The organism is Nocardia jiangxiensis NBRC 101359, from assembly GCF_000308615.1.
In the GTDB taxonomy this organism is placed as follows: domain Bacteria; phylum Actinomycetota; class Actinomycetes; order Mycobacteriales; family Mycobacteriaceae; genus Nocardia; species Nocardia jiangxiensis.
In genome coordinates this window covers 12,806-30,831 of record NZ_BAGB01000150.1, presented here as the reverse complement: position 1 = coordinate 30,831, position 18,026 = coordinate 12,806, and the positions used below count along the sequence as shown (strand labels likewise).

At 67.0% G+C, this 18,026-nt stretch carries 16 protein-coding genes, 1 tRNA gene and 1 pseudogene; 8 read left to right on the top strand and 10 right to left on the bottom strand.

The features are described 5' to 3' along the window. Window positions 1-182: 182 nt before the first annotated feature. From ON40_RS35900 to ON40_RS56315, 3 genes are read left to right on the top strand one after another with little or no spacing between them, the layout of a single operon-like run. Complete coding sequence (locus tag ON40_RS35900; protein ID WP_040829763.1) at window positions 183-599, top strand: hypothetical protein; 417 nt, start codon at window positions 183-185, stop codon at window positions 597-599. Between the two features lie 58 nt (window positions 600-657). Beyond that, entirely contained in the window at window positions 658-1,623 is a 966-nt protein-coding gene (locus ON40_RS35895; protein WP_218008918.1) for a cytochrome P450, read from the top strand. Beyond that, on the top strand, window positions 1,554-1,715 hold the full coding sequence (locus tag ON40_RS56315) for a DUF6374 family protein (RefSeq protein ID WP_373282034.1): 162 nt from the start codon (window positions 1,554-1,556) through the stop codon (window positions 1,713-1,715). The genes ON40_RS35895 and ON40_RS56315 overlap by 70 nt, the downstream gene beginning before the upstream one ends. A 282-nt stretch (window positions 1,716-1,997) precedes the next feature. Here the strand turns inward: ON40_RS56315 and ON40_RS35890 are convergent. From ON40_RS35890 to ON40_RS35880, 3 genes are all read right to left on the bottom strand, one after another. Beyond that, window positions 1,998-2,088, bottom strand: a tRNA-Ser gene (locus ON40_RS35890). 78 nt (window positions 2,089-2,166) lie between these two features. Continuing rightward, window positions 2,167-2,619, bottom strand: a complete 453-nt coding sequence (locus ON40_RS35885; RefSeq protein WP_040829780.1) for a nucleoside deaminase — start codon at window positions 2,617-2,619, stop codon at window positions 2,167-2,169. A gap of 17 nt (window positions 2,620-2,636) precedes the next feature. Beyond that, window positions 2,637-3,176: a tRNA adenosine deaminase-associated protein gene (locus ON40_RS35880; RefSeq protein ID WP_040829762.1), complete on the bottom strand. Its 540-nt coding sequence runs from the start codon at window positions 3,174-3,176 to the stop codon at window positions 2,637-2,639. 58 nt (window positions 3,177-3,234) lie between these two features. Between ON40_RS35880 and ON40_RS35875 the strand changes: the two genes are divergently transcribed. Further along, window positions 3,235-4,194, top strand: a complete 960-nt coding sequence (locus ON40_RS35875; protein ID WP_040829761.1) for a prephenate dehydrogenase — start codon at window positions 3,235-3,237, stop codon at window positions 4,192-4,194. A gap of 13 nt (window positions 4,195-4,207) precedes the next feature. Here the strand turns inward: ON40_RS35875 and ON40_RS35870 are convergent, their stop codons facing one another. The 6 genes from ON40_RS35870 to ON40_RS35845 all read right to left on the bottom strand — a co-directional run bounded on the left by ON40_RS35870 (window position 4,208) and on the right by ON40_RS35845 (window position 11,827). Then, the gene (locus ON40_RS35870; protein ID WP_040829779.1) at window positions 4,208-4,774 is read right to left on the bottom strand and encodes a putative glycolipid-binding domain-containing protein; all 567 of its coding nucleotides are present in this window, start codon (window positions 4,772-4,774) and stop codon (window positions 4,208-4,210) included. Window positions 4,775-4,954: 180 nt separating this feature from the next. Further along, entirely contained in the window at window positions 4,955-6,742 is a 1,788-nt protein-coding gene (locus tag ON40_RS35865; RefSeq protein ID WP_040829777.1) for an ABC transporter ATP-binding protein, read from the bottom strand. Between the two features lie 366 nt (window positions 6,743-7,108). Beyond that, window positions 7,109-8,956 carry an ABC transporter ATP-binding protein gene (locus ON40_RS35860; protein WP_040829760.1) on the bottom strand — a complete coding sequence of 616 codons (1,848 nt, stop codon included), beginning with the start codon at window positions 8,954-8,956 and terminating at the stop codon, window positions 7,109-7,111. Window positions 8,957-9,226: 270 nt separating this feature from the next. Next, entirely contained in the window at window positions 9,227-10,000 is a 774-nt protein-coding gene (locus ON40_RS35855) for a DUF998 domain-containing protein (protein WP_063713156.1), read from the bottom strand. Between the two features lie 249 nt (window positions 10,001-10,249). After that, complete coding sequence (locus ON40_RS35850; protein ID WP_040829758.1) at window positions 10,250-10,666, bottom strand: very short patch repair endonuclease; 417 nt, start codon at window positions 10,664-10,666, stop codon at window positions 10,250-10,252. An 18-nt stretch (window positions 10,667-10,684) separates the two neighbouring features. Further along, window positions 10,685-11,827, bottom strand: a complete 1,143-nt coding sequence (locus tag ON40_RS35845) for a DNA cytosine methyltransferase (RefSeq protein ID WP_040829775.1) — start codon at window positions 11,825-11,827, stop codon at window positions 10,685-10,687. A gap of 817 nt (window positions 11,828-12,644) precedes the next feature. Between ON40_RS35845 and ON40_RS35840 the strand changes: the two are divergent. From ON40_RS35840 to ON40_RS35825, 4 genes and pseudogenes are all read left to right on the top strand, one after another. Further along, window positions 12,645-14,150 (top strand): annotated as a pseudogene (locus ON40_RS35840) (alkyl/aryl-sulfatase); the annotation flags it as partial. Window positions 14,151-14,158: 8 nt separating this feature from the next. Further along, entirely contained in the window at window positions 14,159-14,716 is a 558-nt protein-coding gene (locus ON40_RS35835) for an STAS domain-containing protein (RefSeq protein WP_040829757.1), read from the top strand. 12 nt (window positions 14,717-14,728) lie between these two features. After that, the gene (locus tag ON40_RS35830) at window positions 14,729-15,382 is read left to right on the top strand and encodes a GAP family protein (protein WP_040829773.1); all 654 of its coding nucleotides are present in this window, start codon (window positions 14,729-14,731) and stop codon (window positions 15,380-15,382) included. A 335-nt stretch (window positions 15,383-15,717) separates the two neighbouring features. Beyond that, window positions 15,718-16,545 (top strand): hypothetical protein, encoded by an 828-nt coding sequence (locus ON40_RS35825; RefSeq protein ID WP_040829756.1) that lies wholly within the window; start codon window positions 15,718-15,720, stop codon window positions 16,543-16,545. A gap of 68 nt (window positions 16,546-16,613) precedes the next feature. Here ON40_RS35825 and ON40_RS35820 read toward each other — a convergent pair whose 3' ends face one another. Further along, window positions 16,614-17,765, bottom strand: a complete 1,152-nt coding sequence (locus ON40_RS35820) for a tetratricopeptide repeat protein (RefSeq protein WP_051194084.1) — start codon at window positions 17,763-17,765, stop codon at window positions 16,614-16,616. Window positions 17,766-18,026: the final 261 nt, after the last annotated feature.

Here is an 18,026-nt window from a genome sequence, read left to right as displayed (position 1 = left end):
GGGTCTCCAGCTCTGTTGCGCGGTCGACGAACCCGGTTTCCGGGTCCGCGCCGCCGAGTGGTGTTGCGCTTCTGCGGCTTTCCTCCGATGTATAGGCGTCCAGACAGTACGGGCTGCTCACCACCACCACGGTGCGAGGCCCATACCTGTTCGCAATGGCAGGTTTTCGTGAGGAGCGACAGATGATGAAGTCCAAGTTCGGCCGTGCCGGGGCACTGTTCAGCGGAGTTGCGTTGACAGCTGCGGCAGTTGCGATGTCGACGGGCACGGCTTCGGCGAATGGAAACGGCGGATGCGGCGGCCCGGGGTTCTCCCACGTGTGCATCAGCGAGGACGGCGACACCCTCAACTACACCGGGTACACCGATTTCGCCGACGGCGCGACGGGCACCGTTCACCTGTGGCTGTGGGACTACACCGAAAAGCCCGGTGGCGTACGGGTTTTCATGACCGACTTCCCCGCGGCAACCGGCCCGCACTACTACCGGCCGGGCGGCCTGGCCAATCCGACTCCCGGCCACGATTACAAGGCCGAGATGCGCGTGCAGTGGGGCAACGTGAAGACCGACACCTACCTGAGCCCCGATAAGTTCGCCTGATCCGAAAAGACCTTCGCCGCAACGCTTCCCGGAAAAACAGGAGTTTCCATGCCGACGATTGCGCGAGGTCACGCCGCGGATCCAGGCGGAAGCCGACCGCGTCGTCGGCGAGCTGGTCGAGCGGGGCCGGTTCGAGGTCGTCACCGACCTGGCCGAACACCTGCCGATGACCGTCGTCTCCGATCTGGTCGGCCTGCCCGAGCATGCACGCGCCAAGATGCTGGACTGGGCCGCGGCGATCTGGGACACCCAGGGACCGGCCGCCCCGGACGGCTGGGCCGCGCACCTGTACCAGGCCGCCGACCGCGGCGAGATCCCGCGCGAGAAGTGCCCGATGGTGATGCTCGACTACATCACCCCGAGTCTGGACACGACCATTCTCGCGATCACCAACACGATCGCGCTGTTCGCCGAGCACCCGGACCAGTGGGATCTGCTGCGCGCGGACCGATCACTGATCCCGCATGCGATCAACGAATCGCTGCGGCTGGAATCCCCTGTGCCCCAGTTCAGCCGGGTACTCACCGACGACCACGAGATCGGCGGCGTCGCGCTGCCCGCCGGCGCACGAGTCGCACTGCTGTACGCCTCCGCCAACCGCGACGAACGGCACTACCCCGATCCGACGCGATTCGACATCACCAGACGCCCCGCCGACCACCTCGCCTTCGGACGCGGCGAGCACGTCTGCGTCGGCATGCACCTGGCCCGCCTGGAAATGGGCGTCCTGCTGGAACGATTGGCCGACCGAGTGACTCGCTTCCACATCCGCGACTCCCGGCCCCTGATCAACAACGGTCTGCGCGGGCTGGATTCGCTGGAGGTCACCGTCGACGCAGTTCCCGATCGCGAGCGAGCCCTGACACCCCGGGAGAAACACTCGAACTTATGTTCGAATGCCGGTAGAGTGTGCCCATGCCACTCGACCGCCACATCCAGTTCGCGCAGCTGTGGTTGGAGCAGGTCCGCGACCACCTGGCCGACGCCGCCGCCACCAGCACACCCGTCCCGCCCGAACAACTGAACATCATGTCCGGCAAGGTCGCCGCCGGACTACAAATCCTCACCGAAGCCGCCCGCGAAGCCGCGCGAACCGGTCCAGCGTCCGCGGCCTGACGCTGCCCGCCTCGGCCGCATAAACCTGACCGATGGGAATGCGGCGTGTGTTCGGCCACGAACCATCGCGCGATGTCGATCGCACTCAGCTCTTTGCTCATCGGACGCCCCATTCCCCCCGGTTTGCTCAGTCCAACCGCCAGTGCAGGTCATGGCAGTGACCATCTTGACCGCTACGACAGGCAGCAAGCCCTATGTCGGGAGGGCGTCCGGAATCTGCGACCCGATCACCCCGAACTATGACAAAAAGCCCCTGACCTGCACATACAGATCAGGGGCTCATGGCGGTGGCGGAGGGATTTGAACCCTCGGAGGGGGGTTACCCCTCACACGCTTTCGAGGCGTGCTCCTTAGGCCGCTCGGACACGCCACCGCAGGTGACTTTACCGGAACACCCCACCGATCCCGAAATCGACAGGTTCACCCCGCTCGGAGCGCCGCCCGCCGGTCGTCAACGCTGCTGCCGGAAGAACTCGTCGAGCATTGCGGCGCAATCGGATTCGAGGACTCCGCCGCGGACCTCGGGGCGGTGGTTGAGGCGGCGGTCACGCACGACGTCCCACAGCGAGCCGACCGCGCCGGTCTTGGGTTCCCAGGCGCCGAAGACCAGACGCCGGACGCGGGCCAGCACGAGTGCGCCCGCGCACATGGTGCAGGGCTCCAGGGTGACCGCCAGGGTCGCGCCCTCGAGTCGCCAGCTGTCGCCGACGACCGCGGCGGCGGCGCGCAACGCCAGCACCTCGGCGTGGGCGGTGGGGTCGCCCAGTGCCTCGCGGGCGTTGGCGGCGCGCGCCAGCTCCCGACCGGACGCGTCGAACACCACCGCGCCGACGGGGACGTCACGCGGATCGGCATCGCGCGCCGCGGACAGGGCCGCGCGGATCAACTCCTCGTCGGCACGCACATCCCGGGACGGCACCCTCAGCGCGGCAGCTTGTCCAGAACCGCGGACAGCTCGTTGGCGAAACCGAGCCGCTGGGCGATCATGCCGAGCTGCTCGTCCGGGTACAGATCGCTCTCGGCGAGGATCACGCTGAGCACCGGTTCGGGCAGGCCCAGATCCGACAACACGCCGAGATCGCCCTCCTCCCAAGGCTCTACGTCGTCGAGATCATCCGGATCGATATCGGGAATCTCGACGTTCAGGGCCTCGAGCACATCGGCGGCGATGTCGTAGTCGATCGCCGCGGTGGCATCGGAAATGAGTAGACGAGAACCGGTGGGTGCGGGCCGCAGCACGATGAAGAACTCATCGTCTATATCCAGCAATCCGAATACCGCGCCGGTGCTGCGCAGCTCGCGCAACTCGTCCTCGGCCTCGGCCAGGGAATGCAGTGCCGCGGAACTGAGCGGACTGCATCGCCAGGTGCTTTCTTCGCGGACAACCGCTACTGCGAACCCTTCCACGTCGTCGTAATCGTCCGACGTCGCCCTGTTCGTGCTCGAGCGCTGTGCTGCCATGGCCGCAACGGTAGTCCGCTTCGGCTCAAATGTTGAAGTCGTATGCGAATCTGGTTCGGTGACCCTCGAGCCGAAATCCGCGATATGTGTGCTGGGAACGGGTTTGATCGGCGGTTCCGTGCTTCGCGCGGCCGTCGCGACCGGATACGAGGCGTGGGCGTACAACCGCTCCCACACCGGCGTGCGGGCCGCGCGGGCCGACGGATTCGACGTCTCCGACGATATCGAGACCGTATTGCGCCGTGCCGCGGCCGATGACGCGTTGCTCGTGATCGGCGTGCCCATGCCCGCCCTGGATTCGATCCTGTCCGATGTGCGGCTTTTCGCACCCGGCTGCGCGCTGACCGATGTGGTGAGCGTGAAAGCGCCCGTCGCCGAAGCGGTTCACCGGTACGAACTCGGCGCACGGTACGTCGGCGGGCATCCGATGGCCGGGACCTCCGAATCCGGCTGGGCCGCATCGACTCCCGACCTGTTCCGAGGCGCCCCGTGGGCGGTCGGCGTGGATCCGGGCACGCATGCGCAGACCTGGTCCCGGGTAGCGCAATTGGCGCTGGACTGCGGTGCGGACGTCGTGCCGGTGCTCGCCGAAGAACACGATCGCGCGGTCGCGCGGATCTCACATCTACCGCACGTGCTGGCCGAGGCGCTGGCCGTGGCCGGTGCGGGCGGCGGCGATCTGGCGCTGGGACTGGCCGCGGGGTCGTTCCGCGACGGCACCCGGGTCGCGGGCACCGCGGCCGATCTGGTCCGCGCCATCTGCGAACCGAACGCCACCGCCCTGCTGGACGCCCTGGACGACACCCTGCGTCTGCTCACCGCCGCCCGCACCAGCCTCGCCGCCGACGGCACCCTGGGCGAACTGATCGACGCCGGATACAGCGAACGCATCCGCTACGAGGACCTGGAACGCTGGGAGATCACCGATATCCGCCCCGGCGACCAGGATTGGCTGAACCGCCTGCACGAGGCGGGTCAGCGCGGCGGGGTGATCCGCAGCGCTGAACCGACCGAGTGACCGGCGATCGGGCTCAGATCCGTTCGGCCAGGCCCGGATAGTCCAGCACGAATCCGTCCGGGTCGACGGTGAGGGTGGCGCTGGACACCGGGGACAGCACGTGGATGCCGTCCGAGCCGGCGGAGTAGGTAAGGCTCGCTTCCTGGACCAGCAGCTCCGGCAGGCGGACGTAGACGACCGGAACCTCGACGTCGCCGATGGAGCGGGCCAGGGCGTGGCGGCGGATCGGGAGGGTGTTGAAGAACGGGCTGAGCACCACGTCGACGTCCATCGCCCCGGCGAAGGTGGAGCGCACATGGGTGCCGCCGGTGTCGATGAGCCAGTAGTTCTCCTGGTCACGGGCGATCGAGGCGTGCTGTTCGCCCGCGGCGACGGTGCTGCGCAGCGACAGGCGTTTGGTCGCGCCGTTCTCGTCGGTGATCAGGTCGTAGGACGCGCTGAAGGCCGGATGATCGGCGCATTCGCCACCGGTGATGCGACCCGAGGCGCGAATCCGATTGCCGGTCACCACGACTCGCACCGACTCCATCCGGCTGCCGTTGTGCGCGCGCCAGGTCAGAATCGCGGGCCATCGCGACACGGTCGGCTGCGCATCCGCGCCGGCGCCGCTCGCCGGGGCGGCCTGCGAATTGCCCTGGGCTGGTTTGCTCACCCCTATACCGTAGGCGACTGCGGACGCCTTACCACCCCGGCAGGCGATGCGGGGACCGGATATCGCACTGTCGGGGCGGTGTGGGGGCGGTATGTGGGCAGTTCGGACTCAGACCAGGGATTCGCGCCAAGCGGTGTGCAGGGTGGCGAAATGGCCGGTTCCGGCCATCAGGTCCGCGGGCGTACCGTCCTCGATGACGCGGCCGGAATCCAGGACCAGGACCCGGTCGGCGATGGCGACGGTGGACAGCCGGTGGGCGATGATGACCGCGGTCCGGTCGCGCAGCACGGTCTCCAGAGCGTGTTGCACCTGACGCTCACCGGGGATGTCCAGGCTGGAGGTGGCCTCGTCCAGGACGATCACCGCCGGATCGGCCAGGAACACCCGTGCGAAGGCGACCAGCTGACGTTGCCCGGCCGACAGCCGTCCCCCGCGCTTACGCACGTCGGTGGCGAACCCCTCGGGCAGCGACATCGCGAAGTCGTGGAACCCGACCGCGCGGGCGGCCGCATGCACCTGCGCATCGGTGGCCTCGGGTTTGCCCAGCCGGATGTTGTCGGCGACCGAACCGGAGAACAGATAGGACTCCTGGGTCACCAGGGTCACCGCGCGCCGCAGCCGCACATCGGAGATCTCGCGCAGATCGACGCCGTCGAGCAGCACGCTGCCCCGGGACGGGTCGTAGAACCGCGCGACGAGTTTGGCCAGCGTCGACTTCCCGGCCCCGGTCGCGCCGACCAGCGCCACGATCTGCCCGGCCGGAATGGTCAGCGAGAATGTCGGCAGCACGGGGATCGGTTGCCCCTCACCCTCCTCGGCCTGGGTTCTGCGCGCCGGATATTCGAAACCGACGTTCTGGAAACACAATTCACCGCGCGGACGGTCCAGCGCTCGCGGTTGCGCGGGTTCGGGCACGCTCGGCTGTTCCTCGAGCACGCCGGAAACGCGTTCCAGCGCGGCCGCCGCGGACTGATAGGAATTGAACACCTGCGCGAGTTCGTCCACCGGGCCGTAGAACTGCCGCAGATACAGCAGGAATGCCGCGAGAACACCGATCTCGGTGTGGCCGTGGATAACTCGCCACGCCCCGAATACCAGGATCAACACGGTGCTGACGTTCTGGATCAGCCGGGCCCAGCCGATATAGGTCGCCATACCGCGCAACGCACTGGTATTCGCCGCACAGTAGATCGAATCCTCCTGCGCCAGCAGGGTCTCGTTGCGCTCCTCACGCCGAAATGCGTGCACCGCACGGATTCCCGCCATCACCTCCACGAAATGCACCACGACCTTGGCGATCGCGCCGCGCGTGCGCCGATAGCCCGCGCGCTGATGCCGCTGCGCCCACCGCGTGACGTACACCAGCGGAACGAATCCGGCCAGCACGACAAGCGCCAGCGGGACGTCCAGCCAGACCAGCACGACCGCGATGGTCAGCACCGACAGCACCGCACTGAGCGCATCGTTGAGCGCGCGGTCGAGCAGATCCTCCAGCGATTCCAGATCGCTGGTCAGCCGCGCGACGATCTTGCCGGAGGTGTAGTTCTCGTGGAACGCGATCGAGAGCCGCTGCACATGCTCGAACACCCGCATCCGCAGATCGAACAGCACGTTCTGACTCAGTCGGCCGGATATCCGCACGAAGGCGAAGGTCGTGATCCCGCCCAGCAGCGCACAGCCGGTCACCCCGGCCACCGCCAGCAGCAGCGGAATCCAGTTCCCGCCCAGTGCATTGCGCACTCCGGTATCGAGTCCGCGCGCGACGAACAACGGCACCGCCACCATCGTCGTGTTGTCCACGATCACCAGCAGCACCGCGGCCACGGCCCGCACCCGGTACGGCCGCACCAGCGACCACAGCAGCCGCCGCGACCGAGCCGCCAGCGCGAGATTCACCTCCTCGGTGGCCTCGGCGTCCTCGGCTGCGACACCGCGCCAACCGTCTTCCTCGGTCCGCTCGTAACCCGTTGCGGCAGCGGCGGAATCGGAGCCGAGCTGCGTGGCGCGATCCGAACCTGCAGCGGCGGAAGAAGAATCGCCATCCGTTCCCGACGCTCCATTCCTGAAAGCCGAAACCGTTGTGGCAGTGGCTGAGTCCTGCGCAGGTACGCCATGGTAGGCCGGACCGGTCGCGACGGTGAGCGAATCCGGGATCGACTCCGTCGTCAGAGCCTGCCCGGGTCTATTCGGTTGTGAATGTTGTTGGTTATCACAATCTTCCGACATCTTTACTTCCTGTCGAGCAAGTTGCGGAGTTCGGGATCATCGGGCGGGAGCCGGGGTTGCACCCTCGGTGATCTCGCCGCCCATCAGCTCGCGATAGCGGGGGCAGGTGTCCAGGAGTTCCTCGTGCGGGCCGTCGGCGATGATCTCGCCGCCGTCCAGCACCGCGACCCGGTCGGCCCAGGCAGCCGTGGAGGGCCGGTGCGCGACCAACAGGACCGTGGCGCCGGACAGGGCCGCGCGCAGGCGGTCCTGGACCTGTTTCTCGGTGGTGACGTCCAGCGCCGAGAGCGGATCGTCCAGCACGACGACGTGGCCGCCCGGATGCCGCTGCCGGGCCAGTACCGCGCGGGCCAGCGCCAACCGCTGACGCTGCCCACCGGACAGGCTCAACCCCTGCTCCCCGATGCGGGTGCGCAGACCCCACGGCAGCGCATCCACGAAACCGTCCGCACAGGCGACCTCGAGCGCGGCGCGGACCTGCGATTCGGTGGCCTCGGGATAGCCGAGGGTGATGTTCTCCCGCACGCTCGCCGAGAACAGCACCGGATCCTCGAACGCGACCGACACCATCGACCGCAGATCCGCCAGACGCAGCGCGCGGACATCGATGTCGTCGATCCGCACCGCACCCTCGGACACGTCGAACAGTCGCGGAACCAGCCCCAGCAGCGCGGATTTGCCGCTGCCGGTGGCGCCGACCACCGCCACGGTCTCACCCGGGCGCAGCCGCAACGAAATCCGATGCAGCAGATCGCGTTCGGCATCGGGGAAGCGGAATCGAAGGTTGTCGAAACACAATTCACCCAGCAGTTCGGTGGGCCGGGCCGCCGGTTCGGCCGGATCGACGATCTCGACCGGGGTGTCGATCACCTCCCAGTACCGCTCGGCCGCCGTGCGAGCATGCTCCAATTCCGCCAGCAGGAAGCCGAATCCCATGATCGGCCACTGCAGATAGGTCGTCAGCGTGATGCCCGCGATCAACGCGCCCAGCGACATCGCGTGCTCGGCGAGCAGATATCCGCCGATGGCCAGCGCCGCCGCGATTCCCGACGCGGACAGCACGTTCAATGCCGTCCACAATGTCGCGGCCAGCCGCACCTTCGCCAGCTCGAGGGTGCGCAGTTCGCGGGACTGCCGCCGGAACCGCGCACCGAACCACGGTCCGCGCCCGAACGCCTTGAGCACCCGGATACCCTGCGCCGACTCCTCCACGATGGTCGCCAGATCACCGGATTTGTCCTGCGCCCGCCGCGAGGCGAGGCCGTAGCCGCGCTCGAACCGCAACGCCAGGATCACCAGCGGCACCTCGATCACCAGCTCCACCAGCCCGATCTGCCAGCTGAACACGAACAGCAGACCGATGCCGATCCACAGCGTCGCCCCCAGGGACAGCAGCGAGGGCGCCACGGCGGCGAAAAACCTTCGCAGCGTGGACATATCGGTGATCGCCCGGGATGTCAGCTGTCCCGACTCCATGCCGTCGTGCACGCCCACCGACAGAATCTGCAAGCGAGCGAACAGGTTCGCGCGCAGATCCACTTCGAGGCGGCTGGCCGGACCCGAGACCATCCAGCGGCGTATCCAGGACGTCACGGTGCTCACCGCGGCGAGAATCGCGACCAGCGGCAACGGATGCCAGATCGCACCGAATTGGCGATGCGCGACCGGACCGTCCACGATCCGCGCGGTCAACACCGGAAGCAGGATGTCGCACAGCATGCCCACTGCGGACAGTGCGGCCGCGACGAACATCGCCCGCCGGTACCAGCGGATCTGCGGCCACAGCCGACGCAACGAACCCTTTCTCGGATCAGTCTGTGCGACAACCAATTTCGTCGCATCGATATCCCGACGAGCCGAGTTCTCCGATACGGAAACGGACAAGGCTCCCCCTTCCTCATCGGCAGATTGCTCGCGCGCGCAGCGAAGGCGTGGTCGCACGCTCCGGGCACGACCTTTCAGGCTGCCAGCAATGCACGCGCGGGCCAACCGATTTTCCGGCCGCCCGACCGGACCGGACACCGCACCCTGCCCGGCGGACTCTCAGGAATTACCGATAAACCCCACGGATCACATACAGGCTGGGCTGGCACCGTGGACTCATGACCACAGTTGCTGAACTCCTGGCCGTGACCGCCATCCTGGCCGTCTTCCTCACGATGGCCGCGTCCGGATTCCTGGCCTCCTCGGCTCCCCGTTCGCTGGTCGCGGTGCGGGTGCGCCGCCGCTGACCGTGCTTTCGGCCACGAAGATCTGCACGGCCAGCGCGACCAGCCACAGCGACATGGCCCCCACCTGGATGCGCTGGGCGATGCCGAGGGCGTAGTTCCCCGGCAGATTGTCCGCGATCAGCATCCAGATCGTCACCCCCGATCCGAGAATCAGAATCCACAGCCCGCTGTGCCGCAGAATCGGCCAGCGCCGGTACCGGAACGCCGCCGCGCTGAACGCGATCATCGCGACGAAGATCGACGTCACCGCGAGCGTGCTGGTCAACGCGTGGATCTGATGTAGTTGCGGGAACATGCCGTCGTCCTCGGGCGGGCACGGATCCGGTGTGCAGGTGCGCAGCGGCCACTGCGCGTCGGCGATCGTCGACGCCCCGAAACAGGCCAGCGCCACCCACCCGATCGTGGACAACCGCCGCCGCGCGAACGCCACCAGCCCCGCCACCCCCGCGACCAGCGCCAACGACCCGGTGATCGTGTCCCCCGCGGTGAACACCCACGCGTCGACCTTGCCCCACGCATCCAGCTCACTCAGAAAAGACCGCACCGGATTCGCCCCCAGCGGCAACACGAACTCCAGCACCCACGACGAATAACAAACCCCCGCAACAGCAATCGCCACCGCGATCGCCCACCGCGCTCCCCGGCTCCGCCACCACCGCGAAGGATCCACCGACCCGCCGGTCGCATCCGAGGTCATGGCCTTCGCCCGCTCGAAGCGAGCGTCCGCGACAGCCGTGGCAGATCCGTCCACAGGTCCTGTGACGTTCGACGCAGGGGATGCGCACCCGGTGCCGGAATTCGCCCGGCCCGTGCAGTTGCCCGGCCCGGAGAAGACGCTTGCCTGCTCGATGTCATCGCCCTCGATTCCTCGATCCAAGGCACACATACTGGACGGCCGCTACCGAAGTCTTCCCTCGATCATCCCTGATGAACGGGGCAAAAGCCGCTATTGGGAAGTCAGCGCGGCCTGGACTCGGTCGGCGGCGCGGATCGGATCCTCGTGTTCCCAGATGCGGACCACCGTCCACCCGGCCGCGGCGAGGCGGGCGTCGGTATCGCGGTCCCGGGCGACGTTCCCGGCCAGTTTCTCGGCCCACCACCGGGCGTTGTTCTTCGGAAAGGTGGCGTGTTCGGGACAGCGGTGCCAGAAGCAGCCGTCGACGTACACCGCGACGCGAAGGCGCGGAAAGACCAGATCCGCGCGACGGCGCATCCCCGGCAGCGGTGCGCGGTCCACGAAGTAGCGGCGGCCGCGCCGGTGCAACTCCTTGCGCAACGCGATCTCCGGCTTGGTGCCGACCCGCCGCTGCCGGGACATCCGGGCGCTGGTCGCCGCGTCGGTCGCGGGTCGTTCCGAACTCATGCGCACACCCCTTGCACGCTAAGCGGCCTCCTGCGGTGATCCGCCCATCCGCAGCAGATGATTCTGCACATCGGCCAGGAAGCCCGGCGGAAAACGCAACGTCCCGCGCCCGGCCCGGCGCAGGAACCCCGCGGTGGCACGCGCGGACAGCAACTGCGCGTCCTCGAGGAACCAGCGCAGATCCTCGTACGGTTCGTGGATCGGCCACGTCGAGAGCGGCACCCGGTACGCCGTCCCGTTCCGGCCCCAGGCCGCGGTCGGCCAGCGCTGCCCGGACAGCACGCCGTCCTCGGGCATCGCCGCACCCGACGGGTCGGCCAGCCGACCGCCCACCCACGTCGCCATCCGCACGCTCACCGCATTGCCGACCAGTTTCCAGCGGTGTCCCGGCCGAATCCCCGGCACGGTCAGCGCGGGAGCGGTCCAGTCGCGCGAAAATCCCTGCAGCCGTTCGGCATCGACGATCCCGGGCGTCACGATCTCGCCCGAGGGCAGTCGGACGGCCGGTGGGCTGGCGATCCCCAGTCCCGATCCGCCCTTGAGCGTCGGCACGGCATTGACCGCCCAGCCCAGCCCGCGCACTCCCTCGGTCCAGTAGAAACCGCACGGATCCAGGGCCGGATCGCCGATCTCGTGCGGCCCGGCGTCGGTCCCGAACAGCACCGGCCGCGGATCCTCGGTGCGCGAGGCCAGCATCAGCACCCGCAACCGCCGCTGCGGCAGCCCGAACGCCCGCGCATCCACCACCCGATACGCCCACATGTAGCCGAGTTCCTCGAGGGCGGCGGTGATGTGCCGCATCGCCTGCCCGCGCCCGAGTTGCAGCATGAACGGCACGTTCTCGATCAACAGCCAGCGCGGACCGCGCCGCCGCCGCACCAACCGGAACACCTCGTCCACCAGACCCGAACGTGCACCGGTGATTCCGGCCGTCCGCCCCGCCTGCGACAGATCCTGACAGGGAAAACCCGCGGCGACCAGCTCGGTCCCGGCCGGCAGCGCACGCAACCGGGTGACGTCCTGATGCACCTCGACGTCCGCGAAATGCGCCGAAAGCACGGCCCGTGCACCGGAATCGATCTCACAGAGCAATTCGGTGTTCCACCCGTACGCACCGAGGCCGAGCTCGAGTCCGCCGATCCCGGCGAACAGCCCCACCATCCTCGCGCCAGCCACACCTGCCCTTTCGCCGTGAACCCCGACCGGCATCGAGGCGCCTGGATGAGCAGATTACTCGAGTCCCGTGAGGCGACCTGCGAGCAACTCGTCCTCGAGCCCCGGACACGGAGAACGGGCGGCAACTCCCACTACTGAAACAGGCCCGGATAGACAGCGTTCCAGATGCACGGAATCTATTGCAGTGCAACAGATCTACTCGAAACAACGATGTATGGTGGTGACACCTCCAGCCGAGGGTCGGTGGACATGGTCCACACACCGCGCCCAGGAAGGAGGTGATGGGAATGGCGAAACATCGCCGGGCAAAGAGCAAGGCCCCGGTCGACTACGGCATATTGTTGACAGCAGCTGCCGTGATCGCCGGGGCGCTCACACTGGTCCGCTGGACGTGGACTAGGTAACCCATCAGGTGGGGCGTCGTACACAGCGGCGCTCCGCCGCCCAGCATCACTCTCGTGACCGCCTCAGCGTACTGCAACGGCACACTGCGAGACAGCGAACTGCCCGAGCACATTTCGGCTCGGTCCCGACCGGCCGGCGCCGACGATCCTAAGCCAACTCGAGCCTCAGCGATCAATAGCCAGAAGATAGCTACATAATCGTTACCGGAAGGCGTTCAGCCAGGTAAAGAATGGCTTCCAGCACTTACGCGAACCGATCCCATTTGGTAGCATCCAGCCCAGCTTCGGTCAAGTATCGTGCAGCACAGTCGCATTCACCAGATGACAACTCACGCATCACCGGCCGCCGATCCGTTCGCCCAGTGCGGTTCGAGCATTTCCGGAATGACAGGAGCAACATGGGTAACGCGGTTGAACTATCGTCGGCCGATCCCACCGGTCATACCGAAGACCGACTGAAACGAGCGGCGCAATCCCTGCCGCTGTCCGACACCACCGATTTCGACGACGCCGACCGCGACTTCATCGCCGAACCGAAGCCCGGCGTAGTCACCAATGCCAACGGAAAAGCGGTGTGGGACAACGATTCCTATTCCTACATCCAGGGAACGTGCCCCAACTCGGTACATCCCGGACTATGGCGTCAGGCGCAGCTGATGATCAAGCAGGGCCTGTACGAGGTCGTACCGGGCATCTATCAGATCCGGGGCCTGGACCTGTCGAACATGACGCTGATCGAAGGCGACACCGGCGTGATCGTGATCGATCCGCTGATCTCGACCGAGACGGCCGCCGCCGGCCTGGAGCTGTACCGGCAACAGCGTGGCAATCGGCCGGTCACCGGCGTCATCCACACCCATTCGCACGTCGACCATTTCGGCGGCGTCATGGGCGTCACGACGACCGAGGACGTCGAGGCGGGGCGCGTCCCGATCCTGGCGCCCGCCGGATTCGTCGAGCACGCGGTCGCGGAGAACGTGTTCGCGGGTATCGCGATGGGTCGCCGCGCGGCCTACATGTACGGCGCGGCGCTGCCCCGCAGCGCACAGGGGCAGGTCAGCGCCGGTCTGGGCATGACCACCTCCACCGGCACCGTCACCCTGATCCCGCCGACGAAGGACATCACCGAGACGCGGCAGGAGGAGGTGCTCGACGGGGTGCGGATCATCTTCCAGATGACACCGGGCACCGAGGCGCCCTCGGAGATGAACTTCTACTTCCCCGATCACCGCGCGCTGTGCATGGCAGAGAACGCGACGCACACCCTGCACAACATCCTCACCCTGCGCGGCGCGCTGGTCCGCGACGCACACGTCTGGTCGCAGTATCTGACCGAGACGATCACGCTGTTCGGCGACAAGACCGATGTCGCCTTCGCCTCGCACCACTGGCCGACCTGGGGGACCGAGCAGGTCACCTCGTGGCTGTCACTGCAGCGCGACACCTACGGCTACCTGCACGATCAAACCCTGCGCCTGCTCAACCAGGGCTACACCGGCATCGAGATCGCCGAGATGATCCAGATGCCGCCCGCACTGGAGAAGACCTGGCACACGCACGGCTACTACGGCTCGGTGAGCCATGACGTCAAGGCGATCTACCAGCGGTACATGGGCTGGTTCGACGGCAATCCGGCACATCTGTGGGAGCATCCGCCGGTCGAATCGGCCGTGCGGCACGTCGCGGCGATGGGCGGTGCGGACTCCGCGCTGCGCACCGCTCGCGAGGCGTACGACGCGGGTGACTACCGCTGGGTGGTCCAGCTGGTGAACTACGTGATCTTCGCCGATCCGGCCAATGCCGATGCGAAAGCCTTGCAGGCCAACGCATTCGAACAGCTCGGCTACGGCTCCGAGAACGGCACGTGGCGCAACTTCTACCTGATGGCGGCCTACGACTGTCGGCGTTGGCGATGGTGGTGACCTTCGCGGCGACCACTCAACTGCCGTTGCAGCAGGCGATCGTGCTGGGCGCGATCCTGTCGCTGCTGCTGTACTGCGTGCAGATCTCCCGACAGGCCGAATTGGTCGCTCTCGTGCGCGATTCCGATGAACGCTGGCGCACCGAGGAGGTTCCGGCGATCCTGCCGCCGAGGCAGGTGACCGTCGTGGAGTACGGCGGCGCAAGCTTTTTCGCGGAATTGTCGCGGCTGGAAGGGAAGTTGCCGGAGGTCTCGAAAGCGCGTGGTGCGGTGCTCGTGCTGGTGATGCGCGTCGTGCCGGAGGTTCCATCCTCGGCTCTGATCAAGCAATTCCGGCGGTACGCAACACGATTGGAGAAGGCCGGTGGGCGGTTGATCCTCGCCGGGGTACGTCCCGGTTTGGCCCATGTGCTCGATCGGACCGGTCTGAGCGCCCAACTCGGCGGGGGTGGCGTGGTTCCGGCCGACGAGCACGTCTTCGGGGCGGTCGACCGGGCCGTCACCGATGCGCAGGAATGGATTCGCATTCGCCGCGACAGCGAACAGTGAAGGGGCACAGTGATGCTCGGGACTTCGATCGGCCAGATTCTCAGTCACGGTGTCGGTGTCGCGATCAGTCCGCTCGCACTGGTCGCGATCATCCTGCTGCTGGCCACACCCCGGGCCCGCGCCAACGCCGTCACGTTCGCGATCACCTGGATCGTCGCCCTCGCCGTGATCGTCGCCGTCCTGATCGCGATCAGCGGCCTGGTCGGAGCCAGCCACCACGATCACCCCGCGACCTGGGTCGGCTGGGCCAAACTGGTGATCGGCCTGGCCGCCCTGGCGATCGCCGCCCAGCAGGCCCGCCGCGCATTACACCCCGCCCCCGACAGCGCGCCACCCGCATGGGCGCAAATCATCACGCTCGCAACGACTTTGGCGGTGGTCAACCCCAAGAACCTCACCCAGCTGGCCGCCGCGGCCGTCACCATCAGCTCGGTGACGCCCGGCCATGGAGCCCGAGTCATCGCGGGCGTCGTCTTCCTCCTGATCGCCTCGCTGTGCGTCACCATCCCCCTGGCCATCCACCTGTTCGCCGGGGAACGTGCCAACACGGTCCTGACCAGTTGGAAAGACTGGGCAACCCGCCACAACTCCACCATCATGGCGGTCCTGCTCACCATCCTGGGCACCAAATCCGTCGGCGACGCCATCGCCACCCTCACCAACTGAACCGCATCGAAACGGTTCCATTCTCTCGACATTCCAACTGACCTGTAATTAGTTGTCTCCCAACAGATCTTACTGATCCATGACGTAAGGTGGCGATACCTCCAGCCGAGGGGCGGTGGACATGGTCCACACACCGCGCCCAGGAAGGAGGTGGTGGGGAATGGCGATACATCGCCGGGCAAAGAGCAACGCCTTCGAGCAGGAGTCGATCGGCCCGCGACGCGTCGGACCGGCCGAGCGCACGTCCGGTCGGCCACCGGCAGCCCGATGCGCAGGTCCGAGACAGATCGACCGAACTGCTCGCGGATCCCGTTGCCTGCCGGGAGAATCGACCTATGGCCGAGTTTGTTCTGACATCGGAGCGTCGAACCGAACTAGCCGCGCTGCTGGCTGACGAGCAACGTCTGAACAGCGAATATCCGAAGGTCGCGGAGTACCTCGACGCCGCACCGATCCTCCCGGGCACCGGCGACGAAAGAGCCGATGCCGCATTCGATCTGCGTCTGCTGCACTATCTGACCGGCGACCGTTCGATCAGCACCAACCCGTACTGGGACATCGTCGCGCCGTCCGTTTCCGAACACGACGGACGCCGGGTGGTGAACGGTGGTCGCGCCACCGGAAGCGCCCGCCTCGGCTTCGCCCAGACCATCCTGCAATCCGCCTACGCCTACGCGATCCCCTCCCCCGAGACCATCGACTGGATGGCCCGGTTCTGCGCGGGCCGCACGGTGGTGGAACTGGGCGCAGGCCGCGGCTACTGGGCGTCCCGTTTGCGTGACGCGGGCCTGACGGTCGAAGCCTACGATTCACATCCGCCGGACCGTGCCGAGAACGTCTCGTTCACCAAAACCGCAGGCCAGCCGGATGTCTGGTTCCCGGTAGCCCCCTCGAGCAACGCACCCGCCCACAGCCCCGACGACGTCCTGTTCCTGTGCTGGCCCCCGGGCTGGGACAACCCCATGGCCTCCGACGCACTCGCGGCCTTCGAATCCACCGGCGGCAGTCACCTCGTCTACATCGGCGAACCGCAGGGCGGAAGAACCGCCGACACCCCCTTCTTCGACGCACTCACCTCCGGCTGGACCTTGAATTCCGAAGACCCCCACTACGTTTCCTGGTGGAACCTCACCGACACCGCCCAAACCTGGGTCAGGCGATAACCGATCCCGGATGCACGCAGGTCGAATACGGATGCTCGTCGGGTCGCGAGCCCTCTCGGGCTTTCCGGCTAGAACCAGGTTCTCGGCCGCACCTGATTGGCCAGATCCACCAACCGGATGCGATGGCCGGTATCGGTGGTCGCACGGGCCAGCTCACGCAGGCCCGCCTCGACGCCTTCGCGCAGCCCCTGGACGGTGTTGGGGGTGCCGAATATCGATGTCTCCGGATTACGCAGGCGTCCACCGGATTCGAGCCACACCAAGGTGGTCCACAGCAGGATCAGGCGAGTCGGCAGATAGCGTCGCGCATCGGACAGGCCCGCCAGCCTGCCCGCGGCCACCCGCAGATCGGTCTCGGTGAGCTCGCTAGCGGGACCGCCGACGTGCAGGAGGCATCCGGTGAGCCCGGCGGTATCGCGGTGCAGCGATCCGGCGGGCAGTTCGTCCAGCACCGCCACCGCCGCGCGCACATCCCCCTCGGCGGTCAGCATCCGCGCGAGTCCGAAAGCAGCGCTTGCTGTTTCGTGATTCGAGCGCCATGCCTGCCGGTAGTGGCCGATCGCTGCGCGCCGCCAGTCGGCGGCGTCGGCGCGTGTCCCGTGCGAGAGCAGCAGCAACTCGGCGGTCACCGCCATGGCCAGGTTCGGAGTCGACTCGTCCGGCAACATCACCCGGACGATGTCGAATTGCCGGTAGGCGCGCCTGTGATCCGCCTGCACCAGCGCCGCGATGCCGGTGAACCAGGCGATGCGCCAATCGCCGACGCAGGTGGTCCGCAAGGCATCCAACATCCCCTCGGCCATATTGTCGTGGCCCAACTCGAGCAACGCCCGGATCGCCTGCAGTGACACCTCGATCTCGAAGCGCCCCGCCGCAGCATGTGGGCGAACAGTGATGCGCCGCAATAGTTCCAAGGTGTGACGAGGCTGGGCGTGCGGCAGGTTGGCCAACAGCGCACAGCTGGGATCCCGGCCGGACACCCGCGGCGCGGGCAGCGTCGCGACGATCTGACGTACGTCCAGGCGCGTCTCGCGCGGCTGACCGTCCACCATGCCGTCGAGCTGTGCCACCGCCATGTCGATGCCGAATTCTCCACGGGAGCGGTCGAATTCACCCGACGGTTCGGCCTGGGCGACTCCCTGGGCAACAGTCTTACCGAGCAGGCCGACAAACCCGTGTTCAGCGATTGCGGGCTCCACCGAGGTATGAACGGTGACCATGACGGCCCTCCTACACTGCAAACCGTGCCGCTATTTTGTGTAATATAACGCTGATCAGCGGCATATAACAAGAGGTGTCGACACTGCCCGGACTCCGGCTCGACTGTCAGCGCATGTGGGCATACGCGGCCCGATTCATCCTGAAAGCACCCTGCTCATCAGCATTCCTGTGCCTCAGCTGAGATTTTCCTGAGAACGCCGCGCGCGCCCTTCGAGTCCCGCGCGACCGGGCCATCGCTTCGCTAGGCTTGCGATGCACTC